This is a genomic window from Aquiflexum gelatinilyticum, from assembly GCF_024813435.1.
Taxonomy (GTDB): domain Bacteria; phylum Bacteroidota; class Bacteroidia; order Cytophagales; family Cyclobacteriaceae; genus Cognataquiflexum; species Cognataquiflexum gelatinilyticum.
Map to the genome: position 1 here is coordinate 193692 of NZ_JANAEZ010000004.1, position 18960 is coordinate 212651.

The 18960-nt window shown below is 41.3% G+C and carries 18 protein-coding genes; 7 read left to right on the plus strand and 11 right to left on the minus strand.

Translation table 11 applies throughout. The features are described from left to right. Nucleotides 1–2: 2 nt before the first annotated feature. From ilvC to ilvD, 4 genes are read right to left on the minus strand one after another with little or no spacing between them, the layout of a single operon-like run. Nucleotides 3–1046, minus strand: coding sequence for a ketol-acid reductoisomerase (ilvC, locus tag NK987_RS11240; RefSeq protein ID WP_258425025.1), 1044 nt, complete (start codon nt 1044–1046; stop codon nt 3–5). 11 nt (nt 1047–1057) lie between these two features. Then, on the minus strand, nt 1058–1567 hold the full coding sequence (ilvN, locus tag NK987_RS11245) for an acetolactate synthase small subunit (RefSeq protein WP_258425026.1): 510 nt from the start codon (nt 1565–1567) through the stop codon (nt 1058–1060). A gap of 16 nt (nt 1568–1583) precedes the next feature. Continuing rightward, nucleotides 1584–3266: a biosynthetic-type acetolactate synthase large subunit gene (gene ilvB, locus NK987_RS11250; protein ID WP_258425027.1), complete on the minus strand. Its 1683-nt coding sequence runs from the start codon at nt 3264–3266 to the stop codon at nt 1584–1586. A 19-nt stretch (nt 3267–3285) separates the two neighbouring features. Next, the gene (gene ilvD, locus NK987_RS11255) at nt 3286–4962 is read right to left on the minus strand and encodes a dihydroxy-acid dehydratase (protein ID WP_259263919.1); all 1677 of its coding nucleotides are present in this window, start codon (nt 4960–4962) and stop codon (nt 3286–3288) included. 644 nt (nt 4963–5606) lie between these two features. Here ilvD and ispE point away from each other — a divergent pair. Continuing rightward, nucleotides 5607–6413: a 4-(cytidine 5'-diphospho)-2-C-methyl-D-erythritol kinase gene (ispE, locus tag NK987_RS11260; RefSeq protein ID WP_259263920.1), complete on the plus strand. Its 807-nt coding sequence runs from the start codon at nt 5607–5609 to the stop codon at nt 6411–6413. A 61-nt stretch (nt 6414–6474) separates the two neighbouring features. On the opposite strand, the gene NK987_RS11265 is transcribed toward ispE, so the two are convergent. The 3 genes from NK987_RS11265 to tgt are packed head-to-tail and all read right to left on the minus strand — an operon-like array spanning nt 6475 to nt 9600. Beyond that, nucleotides 6475–7392 carry a DMT family transporter gene (locus NK987_RS11265; protein WP_259263921.1) on the minus strand — a complete coding sequence of 306 codons (918 nt, stop codon included), beginning with the start codon at nt 7390–7392 and terminating at the stop codon, nt 6475–6477. Nucleotide 7393: 1 nt separating this feature from the next. Next, complete coding sequence (locus NK987_RS11270) at nt 7394–8467, minus strand: LptF/LptG family permease (RefSeq protein WP_258425031.1); 1074 nt, start codon at nt 8465–8467, stop codon at nt 7394–7396. Between the two features lie 2 nt (nt 8468–8469). Then, nucleotides 8470–9600 (minus strand): tRNA guanosine(34) transglycosylase Tgt, encoded by a 1131-nt coding sequence (tgt, locus tag NK987_RS11275; RefSeq protein WP_259263922.1) that lies wholly within the window; start codon nt 9598–9600, stop codon nt 8470–8472. A gap of 131 nt (nt 9601–9731) precedes the next feature. Here tgt and NK987_RS11280 point away from each other — a divergent pair, with 131 nt between their 5' ends. Next, nucleotides 9732–10868, plus strand: a complete 1137-nt coding sequence (locus NK987_RS11280) for a glycosyltransferase (RefSeq protein WP_259263923.1) — start codon at nt 9732–9734, stop codon at nt 10866–10868. Next, nucleotides 10859–11470 carry an RNA polymerase sigma factor gene (locus NK987_RS11285; RefSeq protein ID WP_258425034.1) on the plus strand — a complete coding sequence of 204 codons (612 nt, stop codon included), beginning with the start codon at nt 10859–10861 and terminating at the stop codon, nt 11468–11470. Before NK987_RS11280 ends, NK987_RS11285 begins: the two co-directional genes overlap by 10 nt. A gap of 35 nt (nt 11471–11505) precedes the next feature. On the opposite strand, the gene nadD is transcribed toward NK987_RS11285, so the two are convergent. The 4 genes from nadD to NK987_RS11305 form a co-directional block, all read right to left on the minus strand. Continuing rightward, on the minus strand, nt 11506–12072 hold the full coding sequence (gene nadD / locus NK987_RS11290) for a nicotinate (nicotinamide) nucleotide adenylyltransferase (RefSeq protein WP_258424319.1): 567 nt from the start codon (nt 12070–12072) through the stop codon (nt 11506–11508). A gap of 13 nt (nt 12073–12085) precedes the next feature. Then, a complete protein-coding gene (gene gmk, locus NK987_RS11295; protein ID WP_259263924.1) occupies nt 12086–12658 on the minus strand; it encodes a guanylate kinase in 573 nt (190 codons plus the stop codon). 6 nt (nt 12659–12664) lie between these two features. Next, nucleotides 12665–12937, minus strand: coding sequence for a mycothiol system anti-sigma-R factor (locus tag NK987_RS11300; RefSeq protein ID WP_113925129.1), 273 nt, complete (start codon nt 12935–12937; stop codon nt 12665–12667). A 69-nt stretch (nt 12938–13006) separates the two neighbouring features. Further along, nucleotides 13007–13600, minus strand: a complete 594-nt coding sequence (locus NK987_RS11305) for a sigma-70 family RNA polymerase sigma factor (RefSeq protein WP_258424316.1) — start codon at nt 13598–13600, stop codon at nt 13007–13009. 121 nt (nt 13601–13721) lie between these two features. Here NK987_RS11305 and NK987_RS11310 point away from each other — a divergent pair, with 121 nt between their 5' ends. From NK987_RS11310 to murA, 4 genes are all read left to right on the plus strand, one after another. Next, a complete protein-coding gene (locus tag NK987_RS11310; RefSeq protein WP_259263925.1) occupies nt 13722–14555 on the plus strand; it encodes a lysophospholipid acyltransferase family protein in 834 nt (277 codons plus the stop codon). A 62-nt stretch (nt 14556–14617) separates the two neighbouring features. After that, nucleotides 14618–16870 carry an ATP-dependent helicase gene (locus NK987_RS11315; protein ID WP_259263926.1) on the plus strand — a complete coding sequence of 751 codons (2253 nt, stop codon included), beginning with the start codon at nt 14618–14620 and terminating at the stop codon, nt 16868–16870. Nucleotides 16871–16926: 56 nt separating this feature from the next. Then, nucleotides 16927–17598 (plus strand): DUF4290 domain-containing protein, encoded by a 672-nt coding sequence (locus NK987_RS11320; protein ID WP_258424313.1) that lies wholly within the window; start codon nt 16927–16929, stop codon nt 17596–17598. Further along, a complete protein-coding gene (murA, locus tag NK987_RS11325; protein ID WP_259263927.1) occupies nt 17599–18903 on the plus strand; it encodes a UDP-N-acetylglucosamine 1-carboxyvinyltransferase in 1305 nt (434 codons plus the stop codon). Nucleotides 18904–18960: the final 57 nt, after the last annotated feature.

Below are 18960 nucleotides of genomic sequence, written 5' to 3' on the forward strand. Positions count from 1 at the left end.
TCTCAGTTATTTTCTGGTCTCAATTTTCTGACAGTAGCGCCTGCTTGCCACATTTCAGAATCTCTCAATTCTTTCAATTCAACTTCCAATTTTTCTCTGTAATCAGGCTTGCTGTTAGAGTCAATTGATTTTTGGGCTTCTTTTCCTGATTTTACACTGTTATACAATTCCTCAAAAACAGGCTTGGTGGCATCTCTGAAAGGTTTCCACCAATCCAAAGCACCTCTTTGGGCAGTTGTGGAGCAATTGGCATACATCCAATCCATTCCGTTTTCGGCTACCAATGGCATCAAGCTTTGAGTCAATTCTTCCACTGTTTCGTTGAATGCTTCAGATGGCGTATGTCCATTTGCTCTCAACACTTCGTATTGAGCAGCAAAAATCCCCTGAATCGCACCCATCAAAGTACCTCTTTCTCCGGTAAGATCGGAAGTCACTTCTCTGTAGAAATCTGTTTCGAACAAGTATCCTGAACCAACTCCGATTCCAAGAGCAATTACCCTATCTTTTGCTCTGCCTGTTCCATCTTGGAAGATAGCATAAGAAGAATTCAAGCCTCTGCCTTCGACAAACATCCTTCTTAAAGAGGTACCTGATCCTTTTGGAGCAACCAAGATTACATCTACATCAGCAGGGGGAATAATGCCTGTTTTTTCCTTGTAAGTGATCCCAAAACCATGGGAAAAATAAAGGGCTTTTCCAGGAGTAAGGTATTTTTTAACGGTCGGCCAAAGTGTAATCTGACCAGCATCAGAAAGAAGGAACTGAATGATTGTGCCTTTTTCGCAAGCTTCTTCCAATTCAAACAAAGTCTCACCCGGTACCCAGCCATCAGCAACAGCTTTGTCCCAAGTTTTGGAGTTTTTCCTTTGTCCGACGATGACATTGAAACCGTTGTCTCTCAGGTTGAGCGCCTGGCCGGGGCCTTGCACGCCATATCCCAATACCGCAATGGTTTCATCCTTCAATACTTCTCTTGCTTTCTCCAAAGGAAATTCCTCTCTGGTGACTACGTTTTCTTCTACTGATCCGAATTTCAGTTTCATAGTGTGATAAATTAGGTTTGATTATTTAAATATTCTGTGATGGAAAATTTGGGTTTGGCGATAGCCACCCTTCCTGAACGGGAAAATTCCAAGAGGTTAAATGGTTTCAAAATTTCAAGCAAAGCCTGTGTGTCTTCTTTGTGACCTGTAAACTCCAGTACAACAAATTCTTTTTCAGCAGCAATGATATGTGCGTTGAATTGTCTGATGACTCTTTCTAGCCCAGGATCCAAACTCTCGATCGGAATTTTGTACAATGCGATTTCCTGATATACCACTTCATCATCCATGAAATAATACACCTTGATCACATCCACTACTTTTTCAATTTGCTTGGAAAGCTGTATAATTTGCTCATCTGTCACGGTGACCTCAATGGTGATTTTATGAATACCATCAAGGCGGCTCTCTGATGCAGTCAAAGCATCAATGTTTATTCCCCTTCTTGTGAAAATAATCGTGATGCGGTTTAGAATCCCGATAAAATTTTCTGTATATACTAATATGGTGTAGCGGTTCATAAATTCAATTTCAGTCCTAACTTAATCTTACCTCTTCTACCGAACAACCAGTAGCAATCATCGGGAAAACATTGTCTTCTTTCTCCACCACAACCTCAAGAAAGAATGGTCCTTCATGTAAAATCATCTGAGCTACTGCATCTTTCAATTCTTCTCTTTCGGTCACTTTTACAGCTTTGAGCTTGTATGCTTCCGCAATTTTTACAAAGTCAGGATTTTCAAGCTCCGTAAAAGAATATCTTTTATCAAAGAAGAGTTGCTGCCACTGTCTCACCATTCCGAGATAATTGTTGTTAAGTAGGACAACTTTAACGGGGGCCTTGGTCTGCATGATAGTTCCAAATTCCTGTATGGTCATCTGTATCCCGCCATCTCCGACCACACAGATAACCTGTCTTTTGTAATCATGTAATTGTGCCCCCAAGGCTGCAGGAAGTGCAAAGCCCATAGTTCCCAAGCCTCCTGAGGTAACTTGTGTTCTGGATTCTTTGTAATTATAATATCTCCAGGAGATCATTTGGTGCTGACCAACGTCTGTCACGAGAATGGCGTTTTCATCCTTGAACTGATTGATCAATTGAATGACTTCTCCCATATGCAAGCCACCATGGGTAGATTCCAAATCGTAAGACATGACGGCAGCTTTCTCCTCTTTATCCAATTCCCTGAATTTCTGGATCCATTCACTGTGGGTATTGGAATTTACAGCATCGGTCAATAAAGGTAAACTGGTCTTACAATCCCCCAAAACCGGAACTGCACATTTCACATTTTTATCAATCTCCGATGGATCCAATTCCAAATGGACTACTTGTGCTTGCTTTGCATATCGCTTCAAGTCACCGGTAACCCTGTCATCAAACCTCATTCCGATGGCTATCAACACATCGCATTGATTGGTCAAAAGATTCGGTGCATAGTTACCATGCATGCCTAATTTCCCGACATAACAAGGATGATCTTGAGAAATAGCTCCAGAACCAAGCAAGGTGGAAGCAGCGGGGATTCCGGATTTATCCAAAAACTCTTTCAGCTCCTTTTCGGCGTTGGCAAGGATTACTCCCTGTCCATACAGTACGTATGGTCTTTTTGCGTCATTGATCAGCTGAGCTGCCGCAGCAATGGCTGTCGGATTGATTGTAACATATGGCCTATATGATCTGATTCCCAAACAAGGTTCATAATTGAATTCACCAAACTCTACCTGTGCATTTTTGGTGATGTCCACCAATACTGGTCCCGGCCTCCCACTTTTGGCAATATGAAAAGCCTTGGCAATGGCAGGTGCAATATCCTCCACCCTTCTGACCTGAATGTTCCATTTGGTACCCGGCATGGATAGACCGATCACGTCAGTCTCCTGAAAAGCATCTGAACCCAATAGATGGGCAGCTACCTGTCCTGTAATGCAGACTAGAGGGGTGCTGTCGATTTGAGCATCAGCCAGACCGGTTATCAAGTTGGTGGCGCCGGGACCTGAAGTTGCAAGTACGACTCCTACTTTTCCTGAAACCCGTGCATAACCCTGAGCGGCATGGATCGCTCCCTGCTCGTGACGTGTCAGCACATGCTTGATCTGATCGCTATAATCATACAAAGCATCATAAACCGGCATAATTGCTCCACCGGGATAACCGAAGATGAATTCTGCATTTTCGGCGATCAAGGATCTCACTACGATGTCTGCTCCTCTAATCATAGAATTTGATGATTTTAAATTACTTATCAGTCACACATCCTTCCGAAGCGGAGGACACGAGTTTATTATATTTTTTTAGTGTACCCTGAAGGTCACTCAAATCCTTATTTTTCCAATTCTTCTTCCTTTCCGCCATTTCAGCATCACTGACCGCACAGCTCAAAGTCAATGAATCCGCATCAATGGTAATGATATCGCCATTTTGAAGAAGACCAATAGGTCCTCCTGAATAGGCTTCGGGCGTCACATGTCCAACCACAAATCCGTGCGTTCCACCTGAGAATCTTCCGTCAGTGATCAATGCCACATCTGAACCCAAACCTGCTCCGATAATCATGGATGTAGGCTTGAGCATTTCAGGCATTCCCGGTCCACCTTTGGGACCTATATAGCGGATAACAATAACTTCACCTTTGTTTACCAATTTATTTTTGATCCCTTCATTTGCTTCCAATTCAGAATCAAAAACACGGGCAGGTCCTGTGAATGATTTTCCTTCTTTTCCTGTGATTTTGGCAACAGCCCCTTCAGGAGCAAGATTTCCTTTCAAAATGCAGAGGTGTCCGGTTTCTTTCAAGGGAGTTTCCAATGGATGAATGACATTCACCATAGAAGGAATAACAGGGTCAATATCTGCAAGATTTTCAGCGACAGTTTTGCCTGTCACAGTCATGCAGTCGCCATGAAGCATGCCATTATTCAATAAATATTTCATAAAAGCAGGTAATCCACCCTGCTCGAATAAATCTTCCATTAGGAATTTACCTGAAGGTTTGAAATCGCCCAAAAGCGGGGTTTCATGATTTACTCTTTCAAAGTCGGCCAAGGTAAAGTCCACTCCGGCAGTTTTGGCAATGGCCAAGATATGCAATACCGCATTGGTACTTCCACCCAGCGCAACTGCTACCCTGACAGCATTTTCAAGACTTTTCTTGGTGACAATATCTTTTGGCTTGATATCTCTCTCTAAAAGAATGGTCAAATATTTGGATATATTCTTGCACTCTGCGACTTTTTCATCTGCTGTAGCAGGTGTCGATGAGCTGTATGGCAATGACATGCCCATGGCTTCAATGGCCGAGGACATGGTATTGGCTGTATACATCCCTCCGCAGGCACCTGCACCCGGACATGCATTTTCAATGACACCCTGATAATCCCGATCGCTGAGTTCACCTTTTACCCTTTTGCCATAGGCTTCAAAGGCAGATACGATGTTCAATTTTTCTCCTTTGTAATTTCCGGAACGAATAGTCCCACCATAAACCATAATGGAAGGTCTGTTGATCCTCAGCATCCCCATAATGGCTCCCGGCATGTTTTTATCACAGCCGGCCACTGCGACACAGGCATCAAAAGAATGGCCAAGGATAAATGATTCGATGGAATCGGCAATGATCTCTCTCGACACCAATGAATACCGCATCCCGGAAGTTCCCATAGAAATCCCATCAGAAATCCCGATGGTATTAAAAACCAAACCGGTCAGACCATGAGCTCTTGTAGCTTCCTTGATCAGACCGGCAAAGTCATTGAGGTGCATATTGCAGGGGTTACTTTCATAGCCACAACTAGCTATCCCTACAAAAGGCTGATTCATCTGTTTATCAGACATTCCCGTAGCATATAGCATGGCTTTTCCTGCGGGATGTTCTTCATTCTGACTGATTTCCCAACTGTGTTTTTTCAAACTCATGGTTACTTCAGGTTGGTTTAATAGGTTTATAAAAAAAGTGCCCCATCATCTGAGGCACTTAACATTGTATGGTTGTAGGTCAAATATGTCAGTGCCTCAGTATTTATTACAAATGAGAATAATAAAGCTTAGAGGAGTGACTATTTGAAACATGTGGTGTGGTTCTTTTTTCTTGGCTAATGTGCTACAATATTAAACCTCTATTTCCAGAGATACAATATTTAATTTCAATTTTTATGGTAAACATATATTTATAATGAATGAAAAAGTTTTATATATAGTATTATATTCTGCAAATATTTCATTTATAAAACTTTTACCTATCCTGAACTCATATTTATTCACAAATCAAAAGAATGTATCGATTTCACATATCTTTAACCAAAAGCTATTTTTCTTGGTTTTTTTTCAAAAGAAAAATAATCATATATCAAATTCAACAATGGATATGGATAATTGCTATTCAACTATCAATAGGATAATAAATGTAACCTGTTTGATTTTGATGATTTACAGATGGAATTCGTAAATATCCGGTTCAAAAATTTTTCAAAGAACAATCCATATCTTCCATTTCAATTTTTAATTCTAATTTCAAAGCTGAATCATTGATACTGAATTTATCAAAACATCCTTATTTTACCATGATTTCATTTCCAAATGCCAAAATCAACTTAGGTCTACATATTACCGCCAAAAGAAAGGACGGATACCACGACATCGAAACGTGCATGGTCCCGGTTCCTCTTTATGATGCCTTGGAAATTATATTGGCCAACAAGACAGTGTTTGACACTTCCGGGATTGCTATTCCCGGTGAGGAAAAAGACAACCTGATATTGAAAGCACTAAAAATCCTTAGAAAGGATTTTAACGACCTGCCACCTGTACACATTCATCTGCACAAAAACATACCTATGGGTGCGGGTCTTGGCGGCGGTTCAGCCGATGCAGCTTTTGCGCTGACGCTGATGAACAACCTCTTTGACCTCCATCTGGAAAACTGGTTTTTGGAAGACTATGCAGCACAACTTGGAAGTGACTGCGCTTTTTTTATCGACAATACTCCAAAAATCGCAATAGGCCGAGGCGAAATCATGGAGCCTGTCGAAGTAGACCTGAAAGGTAACCATCTTTTGCTAGTCAAGCCTCCTATCCATATCGGCACCAAAGAGGCCTATGCAGGCGTAAATCCCAAGAAACCTGAGAAAGACCTTGCTCACATCCTAAAGGATAAAACTGTTTGGAAAACCGAGCTGCAAAATGATTTTGAGAAAAGTATCTTTCCGAAATATCCTGAATTGGCAGCTATCAAAAAATCCTTGTACGATATGGGCGCATACTACGCCGCGATGTCCGGTTCCGGTTCTACATTGTTTGGATTATTTGATCAAAAACCTGAACCAAAAGAATGGGACAAGGAATATTTTGTTTTTGAAGGGGAAATGTAAATTGAGAAAAAATTTAAAGACTTTGGATTGTCTTCAAATCCAACTTGTACCCCGTTTTGGGCTAGGTTCCCAACATTCTCTTTGGCATTCTTCTTTTTAGAATGTAATTGTAAATCGGATAGATCAGCACTGAAATCAAGATAATCAAAGTCCCATAGTAGAAACCCGAAGTCATTTTTTCCTTTTCTCCCAAAATCAAAACTGCCAGGATAATCCCATAAACAGGTTCAAGATTTACAGTCAGGTTAACCGTAAAGGCTGTAATCCTCCGCATCAATTCCACCGAAACAGAAAAGGCATATACTGTACAAATGCCGCTTAAGATCAACAGCCACAACCAATCCATCGGTGCAGGGATCAGCTGTAGTCCATTTTCAGCAAAGAAAAAAGCATAGACCGGAAGCATCATGAATGCAAAAACACAGGCTCCAAACATTTCATAAAAAGTCAGTACATAAGGATCATGCCTTTTGGTAAGTCTTCCATTGATAACTGAAAATAAGGCTCCCATCAATGCTGACCCTATAGCCATAGACAATCCCAACCAATACCCCCACTCAAACCTGAAAATCACATAGATCCCCGATATCACAAGCAGACCCAAAAAAACCTCAAATCCTTTGATCTTTTTTTTGTTGATGATAGGCTCTAGAAATGCCGTCCAAAGGGAAGTTGTCGCCATGCCGGCCAAGCAAACTGAAGCCGTAGAAACCCTTGCCGCCCAGAAAAACAGAATCCAATGGATAGAAATGAGGAAGCCTGTACCAATAATTTTGATCAATTCGGATTTAGAAACCCTGATGGAGGTTTTCTTCCAAAGGAAAATCAGGCCAAGCATGGCAGATGCAATAAGTGTCCTGTAAAACACCAACTCTACCGATGCGATACTTATCAAAACCCCAAGAATGGCAGTAATGCTCCAAATAGCCACAATAAAATGAAGCATGAGGTAATCCTTAATGCCTGAATTTCCTATCATATTACCTTGGCACAGTTTTATACAAAACCAATCCTGTAGCCGCAAAAACTATATTTGGAATCCAGACTGCTAAAATCGGATAGGCCGTCCCCGCTTCTGCAAAAGTCCTTGAAAGCAAAAAGAGGATGATGTAAACAAATGCCAACATGAATCCCAAAGCGATCTGAAAACCTGATCCGCCCCTAGTCTTTTTGGCTGAAACAATCACCCCGATAAACGTCAAAATCACTGCCGCAAATGGCGACATAAACCGGACGTATTTTTCAATTTTGTAAAAGTTGACATTGTCAGCTCCCCTTTCTTCCAGTACCTTAATTTGCCTGTTTAATGCCGGAAGTTTTAGTGTCTCATGGTGATTGATCGGCAAGTCGAAGTCATTGGGAGTGATAGAAAGCAAAGTATCCAAAGATTCGCCTACAGTATAATACTCTCCACCTTCGTGAAGCACCCTCATCCTCCAGTTTTTGGCTGACCATGAATTAATTGCGGTATCCCAGACAATCCTGTCAGCTGACAGCTTGGCAACCAACTTTCCCTCCCGGATTTCTTCCAAAGTAAAATTATAACCCGTATTGCCTGAGGTATAATATCTTGATATATAAGCATAAACATCAGGAGCCACTTTGATATGGATATTCTGTTGGGTAAAAAATTTGTCATCCTCCAACCACCTCGATTTGAATTCAGTAACACCCGCAGTTGCTCCCGGAAGAATCCATCCATTCATCAGAAAACTTACAATTCCGATCATAGAAGCAGAAAAAAGAAAAGGGAAAAGCATCCTCACGAAACTTGTTCCACTGCTCAAAATGGCAACAATCTCAGTTCTTCCTGCCATTTTGGAAGTAATGAAAATAACAGAAATAAATACTGTAATCGGGGTCAAAAGATTATTCAAGTAAAGTCCATAGTTACCCAGATAAACAAGGATATCTTTTGCAGGGACTTTATTACGGATAAAAGCATCGTTTTTCTCGGTGAAGTCCAACACCAATACAATCATGATCAGCATCAAAACCACAAAGAAATAGGTTTTGAGAAAATCTTTGATGATGAGCTTATCGAGAATTTTCATGTTTAAAGTCTTCTACTCACTTTTTCGACCATTTCTGTTTTCCATATTGCAAATTCACCGGACTTGATTTTTTCCCTAGCCTGACCTACCAGCCATAAATAAAAAGCAAGGTTATGGATACTTGCAATCTGTGCAGCCAAAATCTCCTTTCCGATCACAAGGTGTCTCAGATATGCTTTGGAATAAAAAGTACTAACGTAGGAATTGATATTTGGGTCAATGGGACTGAAATCTTCCTTCCATCTTTCATTTTTGATATTGATGATCCCTTCAGATGTGAAAAGCATGCCGTTTCTTGCGTTTCTTGTCGGCATGACACAGTCAAACATGTCGATGCCCAAGGCTATCCCTTCAAGGATATTGGCAGGTGTACCAACCCCCATGAGGTATCTAGGCTTGTCTTTTGGCAAAATATCCGTGACCATGTCTGTCATCTCATACATCATTTCCACAGGTTCTCCCACCGATAGACCTCCGATGGCATTCCCTTCCCGTTCGCAGGAAGCAACAAATTCCGCAGACTGTTTTCTCAAATCTTTGAAGACACTTCCCTGTATTATCGGGAAAAGTGTCTGATTATACCCGTACACACCCTCAGTACTATCAAATCTATCGATACATCTTTTTAGCCACCTATGCGTCAGGTCCATAGATTTGCGGGCATAAGAATAATCACAAGGATATGGTGGACATTCGTCAAAAGCCATGATGATATCCGCTCCGATGATCCGCTGAATATCCATCACTCCTTCGGGGGTGAAGGTATGTTTGGATCCGTCAATATGTGATTTGAATATGGCCCCTTCCTCAGTCAGCTTTCTGTTTGCCGCCAATGAAAACACCTGATATCCTCCCGAATCAGTCAAAATCGGCTTATTCCAACCGTTGAATTTGTGGAGTCCTCCTACTTTTCGAAGTACATCTAAGCCAGGCCTGAGGTAAAGATGATAGGTATTTCCCAGGATAATCTGGGCTTTAATGTCATACATTAATTCCCGCTGATGAACAGCCTTGACCGAACCAGCCGTACCCACAGGCATAAAAATAGGGGTTTCTATATCCCCATGGTCAGTTTTGAGTAATCCTGCCCTTGCTTTGCTATTTGGGTCTGTGGCTTCTAATCTGAATTTCATTCTGTTTGAATTTACCCCCAAAGCTTTATGCCGTCTAGGGATAGGTTCCCATTTTTGAATCACAAAAATATAAGCTTATTCTTAAATGAATGCTCAAATTGATTTTATATTTGCCCCACAATAACAAGAGGATGTTTATAAAAATTTTGTGGATCGTTTTTTTTGTAAGCCTTGCCATACAATTATTCTATCTGCTGATACTATTCGGTCGATTCGCATTTTTTTATAAAAAGAAAACCGAAAAACCTTCCATTGAAAAAGAACCTGTGACTGTGGTTATCGCCGCGCATAATGAGCGGTCAAACCTTAAAAAAATCATCCCGCTGCTTTTCCAACAGGATTATCCCAACTTTGACGTGATGGTCATCAATGACCGGTCCTATGATGGGACCAAAAAAGTCCTTGAACAATTGATGGCCATTTATCCGAAACTGCGTACCGTAACAGTCAACTATACCCCAAACCATGTCACCTCAAAAAAATATGCGCTGACCCTAGGTATCAAAGTGGCAAAAAATGACGTCCTGCTTTTGACGGATGCAGACTGCAGACCCAAAACTGACAAATGGATAGAATTAATGACGGCTCCTGTGCGTTTAAAGGGAAAAGATTTTGCGTTGGGTTTTTCACAATATGAATCCCAAACCGGCTTACTCAACAAATGGATCCAAATTGAAACCTTGTGGACAGCCATCCAATATTTTTCATTTGCACTTTGGAAATCCCCTTTTATGGGTGTTGGGAGAAACCTCTGTTACAGAAGAAGTTTCTTTATGGCCAAAAAAGCATTCAAAGGACTTTGGGATATTGAATGCGGAGACGACGACCTGTTTGTAAACTTACATGCCAACAGTTCAAATGTAGCCGTGGTGGTAGATCCTGACAGCATTATCTATTCTGTACCCAAATCCACTTGGGAAGAATATTTTATTCAGAAGAAAAGACATTTTCATGCAGGCAAATACTACACTACCGGAAACAAACAAAAAGTAGGTTGGTATGCTTTCTCCCATTTTCTGTTTTGGATAACAGGCTTGGTATTGCTTATATTTTCAGTTATTCAGCAAAATTGGGAACAAATTTTGGTTTTAATGGGTATAATAATTATCCGGTCTATGTTAATCACCTCGTTATTCCGTCTATCCAGAAAAAAACTTGAAGGCAACATCAAGGTTTTGTTCGCGCCGGTTTTCGATGTCATGTATATAGGGTATTTTTGGATTCTGGGTTCATTGGGGTACCTATCAAAAAAAGTTAAATGGAAATAAACGAAAGAGGATTTTCAAGCAAGGCATTAGAGGATTTCGAACTCATAGACAAAGCCGTCCTTGAGTTGGACCAACAGGCTTATGCCATGCTGATGAAGCGGTATAAAAAAGCCGTTTATTTCATGATTCTCAAAATGATCAGGGATACGGATGATGCCGAGGACCTGACGATGGAAGCATTTGCCAAGGCTTTCAAAAACCTCCATAAGTTCAAAAAGGATTATACTTTCAGTACCTGGCTATTTAGAATAGCCACAAACAATACCATCGATTTTATCAGGAAGAAGAAACTCAAAACTATGAGTCTCAATACAAGTATGACTGATGATGGGGGCAACTCTGTGACTATTGATGTGGAAGATGATGACAACAATCCCCAAGATGAATTTATCAGATCCCAAAGGATCGAGATGGTGAGGATTTTTGTGGACAAGCTTCCCGCCAAATACCGTAAATTGGTAGAGTTGCGCTACTTTGATGAATTGTCCTATGAAGAAATCGCCCAAGAACTTGATAAACCATTGGGAACTGTAAAAGCGCAACTGCATCGCTCAAGGGAACTGTTGTATGAGATCGCCTCAGGAAAAGAGGATCATATTTAGACTATTCTCCTTTTAGAAATTTCAAAATCTTCGACTTACAAGAACAATTTCTTGTCCTGGATATAATCCTCAACAGGTTGAGGAACTAGATACCTAACCGAGTTACCGTTTTTGATGGCTTCTCGGATAAAAGTCGCAGAAATATCCATCAATGGCGCTTCGACATACCGGATATTTGGATGTTTCAAATCAGGTAAATCTCCCGGACGGGGATAGACATATAATCCGTATTGCTCCAAGATGACCTCATAATTTTTCCATTTATGAAAATGTGTCAAGTTGTCTCCGCCGATGATCAGTCTGAATTCGTGATTTGGATGCTTCTCTGAAAGGTAAGTAAGTGTATCTATCGTAAAGCTCGGTCTTGGCATATGAAACTCCACATCGGAGGCTCTGAAATAAAAATGATCGGCAATGGCGAGCTCTACCATTTTAAGCCGATCAAATTCATGTAACAATGACTTTTGCTTCTTGAAGGGATTCTGTGGACTGACAATAAACCAAACCTGATCTAGGTCAGTTCTGTCCTGCATCACATTGGCGATGATCAAGTGGCCTATGTGAACAGGATTAAAAGATCCAAAAAACAATCCTATTTTCAAAATAACTTTTTGATTATTTGGCTAGAAAATCCCCAACAAGCTTCTCTGCTTCAGCAAAGGATTTTTCTTTTTCGTCATTCAAAATTATGACATCGAACTTATCTTGGAAAGTACTTTCGAATTTCGCTTTATATAATCTACGGGATAAACTTTCTTCTGATTCGGTTCCCCTGTCCCTCAGTCTTTCATGCAGTACTTCCAGGGATGGCACTTCTACAAATACTGCTAAAGCCTTGTCACCAAAATATTTCTTAAGGTTGATCCCTCCTTTTACGTCCACATCAAAAATGACATGCTTACCTTCATCCCAAAGCCGTTGGATCTCTTCTTTTAAAGTTCCGTAGAAATTACCCTCATAGACTTCTTCCCACTCGATAAACTCATTATTATCGATTTTATTTTTAAAATCTTCGGGAGTCAAAAAATAATAATCCTTTCCGTTTTCTTCTGTTCTGCCTCTTTTATCACGCGTAGAAGCGGATATGGAAAAGCCAAGATTTGGAAATTTACTTAAAAGATGTCTGACGATGGTGGTTTTGCCCGAACCTGAAGGGGCTGAAAAAATGATTGCTTTTCCTGAGGACATGGCGGGTTATTTTTTATCCTGGATGATCTCTCTGATACTGGCCTCAAGTTCGCTTGGGACAGTTTGTTTGGTGCATTTTGTTTTCAGAACATCGCGGATGGCTTGCTCCAAATGAAAATGCTTGAAACAGGGTTCACATTTGGCCAATTTTTCATTGAGCATTTCCTTCGAATTGGGCATGTTTTCCCCATCTAAAATGCTCTCCAAAAGCTGGAAACATTTACTGACATCAGAACACGAAAGCTTCCTTTCTCCGGATGGTGTTGAATTATCGTCCATTTTTAATCTTACTTGATATACTGAAATTAAATAAAATTTTCCCTTCCTTTTATTCGCGCCGACTAGGCATTATTCCTCTTCATCTGTGCCATATCCCATTGTCGACGCATAGGAACGCAGTTTGTCTTTCAATAAGTTCCTTGCTCTGTGCAATCTTGACCTTACGGTCCCGATCGGAATATCCAATATCTTGGCCATCTCTTCGTAAGTAAACCCTTCAAGGTCACAGAGAATAATCACTGTCCTGAAATCTACAGCAAGACTGTTGAGCGCATTGGATATTTCGTCACCGAGCATATCCTTGACAGCATCTACCCTCAGGTCAGTTGTACTTGTGTAATCAACATCATCAGAATTGTAATAAGTTTCAACTTCCTGATAATCAATTTTGGCAGGCTGTTTTGATTTCTTTCTGTAATCATTGATAAAGGAATTTTTCAAGATCCGAAACAGCCAGGCTTTGGCATTGGTTCCTTGCTCAAATGAGTTGATAAATCTAAAAGCTTTGAGGTAAGTATCCTGTACCAGATCCTTGGCATCATCCTCATCAAATGTCAACCTGTAGGCAAAATTATACATCGAGTCTATGTTTGGCATAAACTCCTGATCGAAGATTTTACTCTTTTCCTGTTCGGAATATTTTTTTCTCTGAACTTCAGACATAAGATTCAAAAGTAATCAATGGAAGAATTTATCACTAATATTTTTGAATAAAGTCCTTGCTTTTGGCTTATTTTGGGCTTTGTGAAAAGAAGTCAAAAATTCTTCAACCCAAGTTTAGAGCATGTTTTTATTCAAACTGATATCCTATTTACCTCTTTGGGTATTATATATCTTTACGGATGTGGTCTATCTAATTGGATACCATGTTTTGAAATACAGACAAAAAGTCATCTTTGAGAACATTTCATATTCATTTCCCGAAAAGTCCGAGGCCGAAAGGAAAGCCATCGCAAAAAAATTTTTCAGGACTTTGACCGATTCGTTTGCCGAGACACTTAAATTCTACACGATTGACAAAAAGGAACTTGCCAGAATGCTTCAGATCAAAGGTGGCAACATGCTTTCAAAAAGAGTGGAAAATGGTGAAACTGTCATCATGGTCAGCGGACATTTCATCAATTGGGAAGCTTTTGTAGTAGGATTCAATGCCTTGGTTGACTCCAGATTGGAAACAACCTATTCCCAGCTATCAAATAAAACTTTTAATAACCTGATGATGGCTATCAGGGGGAGATTTGGAGGTACTCTTGTAGAAAAGTCAAGTTTCAGCAGAAATTTCCTTGAAAAAAGAAAAGTCCCAAGGATTATTGGCCTAGCTGCCGACCAAAGACCCGGAAAATCAGAAAAAAGGTATACTGCCAGGTTTATGAACAGGGAAACGGCTTTTTTTGAAGGACCCGAAAAACTCGCGAAAAGATATGGGTATGCGGTCTTTTATGTAAAAATGGAAAGGCCAAAAAGGGGTCATTATATCATTTCTTATCAACTGATGAGTGAACCTCCCTACTCGCAGGATGAGCCAAATAGCATCACCGACGAATTTATCCGACGGACCGAAAAAGGAATCCGCGAACAACCTGAGATCTATCTCTGGAGCCACAACCGGTGGAAGTAAACTTAATTTCCTTTGCCCACCCAAAATCCCTAACTTTGCGACTTGTTGGATTAAATTGACCCATGGATTATTTAAAAGGACTCAATCCCCCCCAAAGAGAAGCAGTAGAACGAACAGATGGCCCGGTGATGATCATCGCAGGCGCGGGTTCAGGAAAGACAAGGGTACTCACTTACCGGATTGCACACCTGATCCACGCCAAAGGAGTCGATCCTTTCAATATCCTATCCCTTACTTTTACCAACAAAGCGGCAGCGGAAATGAAACTCCGCATCGAAAAACTCATAGGACTCGATGCCCGCAATACCTGGATGGGGACTTTTCACTCCACATTTGCGAAAATTCTCAGGGTAGAAGCTGACAAAATCGGTTATCCCTCCAACTTCACCATCTATGACACCGACGACAGCAAATCGTTGATCAGGACAATTGTCAAGGAAATGAAACTCGATGATAAGGTGTACAAACCAAGTACAGTATTGTCTAGAATTTCCGGCGCCAAAAACAGGCTGATTGCATGGGAAACTTACCTCAACGATCCCTACATCAAGTCTGACGACGATGCAGCAATGAAACCCCGCATGGGAGAAATCTACAAAAACTACCAAAAGCGACTCTTTCGCTCCGGCGCAATGGATTTTGACGATTTACTTTTTAATACGAACATTCTTTTCAGAGACCATCTTGATGTACTCAACAAATACCAGCAACGCTTCAAGTATGTGATGGTGGATGAGTTTCAGGACACCAATGTCTCCCAGTACCTTATTACTAAAAAGCTGGCTGCAGTCCACCAAAACATATGTGTGGTCGGTGACGATGCGCAGAGTATTTACGCCTTCCGAGGTGCGGACATCCAGAATATCTTGAATTTTGAAAAAGATTACCCTGATCTGTTTGTGGTAAAACTGGAGCAAAATTACCGCTCTACCAAAAATATCGTACAAGCTGCCAACAGCATTATTGCCAAAAACAAAGCACAGTTGAAGAAAGACATCTGGACGCAAAATACCGAAGGTGACCTGATTGAACTGATCAAAGCCAGCTCGGATAATGAGGAAGGAAGGTTGGTGGCTACGACAATTTTTGAAGAGAAAAACAACAAAAAACTCAGCAACAGCGACTTTGCTGTGCTTTACCGCACCAACTCCCAATCCAGGTCCATTGAGGAGGCCTTGAGAAAAATGAACATCACCTACAAAATAGTTGGGGGATTGTCATTTTACCAAAGGAAAGAAATTAAAGACCTTTTGGCCTACCTTCGCTTTGTGGTCAACCATGAAGACGAAGAAGCATTCAAGCGGATCATCAATTATCCCAAAAGAGGAATCGGCGACACAACAGTAGAAAAAATGTTGGTCGCGGCCTATGAACATGACATTCCGCTATGGGATGTGATCCAAAATGCAGCCAGTTTCTTGGGCGGCCGTGTTGCCAACTCCGTGGATGATTTCTGCACGATGATCAAAAGTTTTGGAATCGAGGTGGAAAGAAAAGACGCTTTCGAAGCAGCTTCGAGTATTGCAAAGCAATCGGGATTATTAAAGGATTTGTATGAAGACAAGACTATCGAAGGTCTGAATAGGTACGAAAACGTACAGGAATTGCTCAATGCGATCAAAGAATATGTCGACAATCCTGAAAATCCCGAAAAAAGCCTAGGGGCTTTCCTTCAGGAAATCGCGCTTCTGACTGACAATGATCGAAATAAGGACACTACGGATTCTGTCACTTTGATGACAATCCACTCTTCCAAAGGCTTGGAATTCAAGCAGGTTTTTGTTGTAGGCATGGAAGAGGACCTTTTCCCATCCCAGATGATGATGCAGAGCAGGGAAGACTTGGAAGAAGAAAGAAGGCTTTTTTATGTGGCTTCGACTAGGGCGATGGACAAATTGTACCTCACTTATGCTTTGACACGGTATCGTTTTGGCCGGTTGCTGAACTGTGAACCGAGCCGTTTCCTCGAGGAAGTCGATCCGATGTGCATCAAAGTCAATAAAAGGATGACTTCTGCTCTTGCAGGAGCATTGAGAAATGAATCAAGTGAAGGAAAATCAGGTTTTGTGGGAATCAAAAACCAAAGTCAAAGACCGATGACCACCGCCAAAATCCATACACCAAGCCCTGATTTCAAACCTTCAAACACCAATAACCTCCAGGAAGGAGCCAAAGTTGAACATCCAAAATTCGGTTTTGGCTTGGTGAACAAAATAGAAACCGAAGGAATCAACAGAAAAGCGAGCATTCAATTTGATAATTTTGGAGAGAAGACATTATTACTTAGCTTTGCGAAGCTTCGAATCATCGAATAGAACATTCCCCCAAAAAAAGTTTTTTTACTTTAACAATCGTACCAACGGGAGACAACATGAGCAATCAAGAAATTACCGATAAGCATTCAGTCATATTGAAAGAATACGGAAAAAACATCCAACGTCTTTCCATTTACATTTCCGAAATGGAAGACCGGGAAAAGCGCACCCAAAGTGCCTACCTTTTGGTAGAGATGGTCAAGCAGCTCAACCCATCCATGAAAGCAGAAAACGACCAAAAGATTTGGGATGACCTGCATATCATGTCTGATTTCGCTTTAGATGTGGATGGGCCTTATCCAAGCCCCCAAAGGGAATTGCTCTATAAAAAGCCAGCTCCAATCGGTTATCCAAAAGGGGAAATCAAATTCAAGCATTACGGCAGAAACATTGAAAAACTGATCGAAAAGGCTGTTGAAATCGAGGATGATGAGGAGCAGGAAGCTGCGATCATCTACATTGGTCAGTTGATGAGGAGTTTTCATTCTACCTGGAATAGGGAAAACTTCGATGACGGGATCATTTTGGACGACATCAAAACCCTTTCCAAAGGCAAACTGCACATTGACCTTGAGAAAGTGAGAGAAATGGGGCTTTTCGAAACCAATACAAGAAGAGATTTCAAATTGCCCTCAGAGCCTGAAGCTAATTCCAACAACAACCGCAGGAAATTTAGCGGAGGCAATGAAAGAAGAAGAAACAATGGCGGCCATAAAAAGCGTAGATAAATGTCATCATTCAAAGTAAAAGGCGGCCTCAAACTGAAAGGTGAAATTATTCCCCAAGGCGCAAAAAACGAAGCACTCCAAATCCTTTGCGCGGTGCTGCTTTCTCCCGAAAAAATTACCATCCATAAAATCCCCGACATCAGGGATGTCAATAAGCTCATAGAACTCCTTGGAGACATGGGTGTAAAAGTGGAAAAAATCGGTCCAGAATCTTATACTTTTCAAGCGGATAATGTTGACCTGAACTACCTCGATACGGATGACTTTCTCAAAAAAGCATCTGCACTCAGAGGTTCTGTAATGATCCTCGGGCCACTTTTGGGAAGGTTTGGACATGGAAGATTATCCAAGCCCGGAGGCGACAAAATCGGTCGCAGGAGAATGGATACCCACTTTTATGGATTCCAAAAACTCGGGGCCGAATTCCACTATGACAGCAAAAGAGAGATTTTTCATATCGATGGCAAAAACCTGAAAGGTGCCTACATGCTATTGGATGAGGCGTCCGTGACCGGAACTGCCAATATCGTCATGGCCGCAGTCATGGCAGAAGGCAAAACCACTATTTACAACGCCGCCTGCGAACCTTACCTACAGCAGCTATGCGACATGCTCAACCGCATGGGTGCAAAAATCACCGGAGTGGGTTCCAACCTTTTGCATATCGAAGGAGTGAAATCCCTCAAAGGAACAGAACATACCATGCTTCCGGATATGATTGAGATCGGATCATTTATCGGCCTTGCTGCCATGACCCAATCCGAAATCACCATCAAGGACGCCCAAATCCACCGATTGGGAATCATTCCCGATACTTTCAAAAGGATGGGGATCAAAATGGAATTCCGTGGAGATGATATTTTTATCCCTGCTCAAAAGCATTACGAAATCGAAACCTTCATCGACGGATCTATCCTGACTGTCGCAGATGCGATTTGGCCGGGATTCACGCCTGATTTGCTCAGTATCATTTTGGTCACCGCAACTCAGGCAAAGGGAACTGTTTTGGTGCATCAGAAGATGTTCGAAAGCCGTCTCTTCTTTGTCGATAAGCTGATCGACATGGGTGCACAGATTATCCTTTGTGATCCTCACCGGGCAACGGTCATTGGATTGGATCGAAAATACCCACTGAGAGGCATCCGCATGACTTCTCCTGACATCAGGGCTGGTGTTTCATTGCTGATCGCAGCGCTCTCTGCGGAAGGCACTTCTATCATTGACAATATCGAGCAAATCGACCGAGGGTACCAATTTATCGACAAGAGATTGAATGCACTAGGTGCTGAGATTGAAAGATTGTAAAATGGTTGTAAAGTTAAAAAGTTGAAAGGTTGGAAAGTTACTTTTCGGAAACCATCA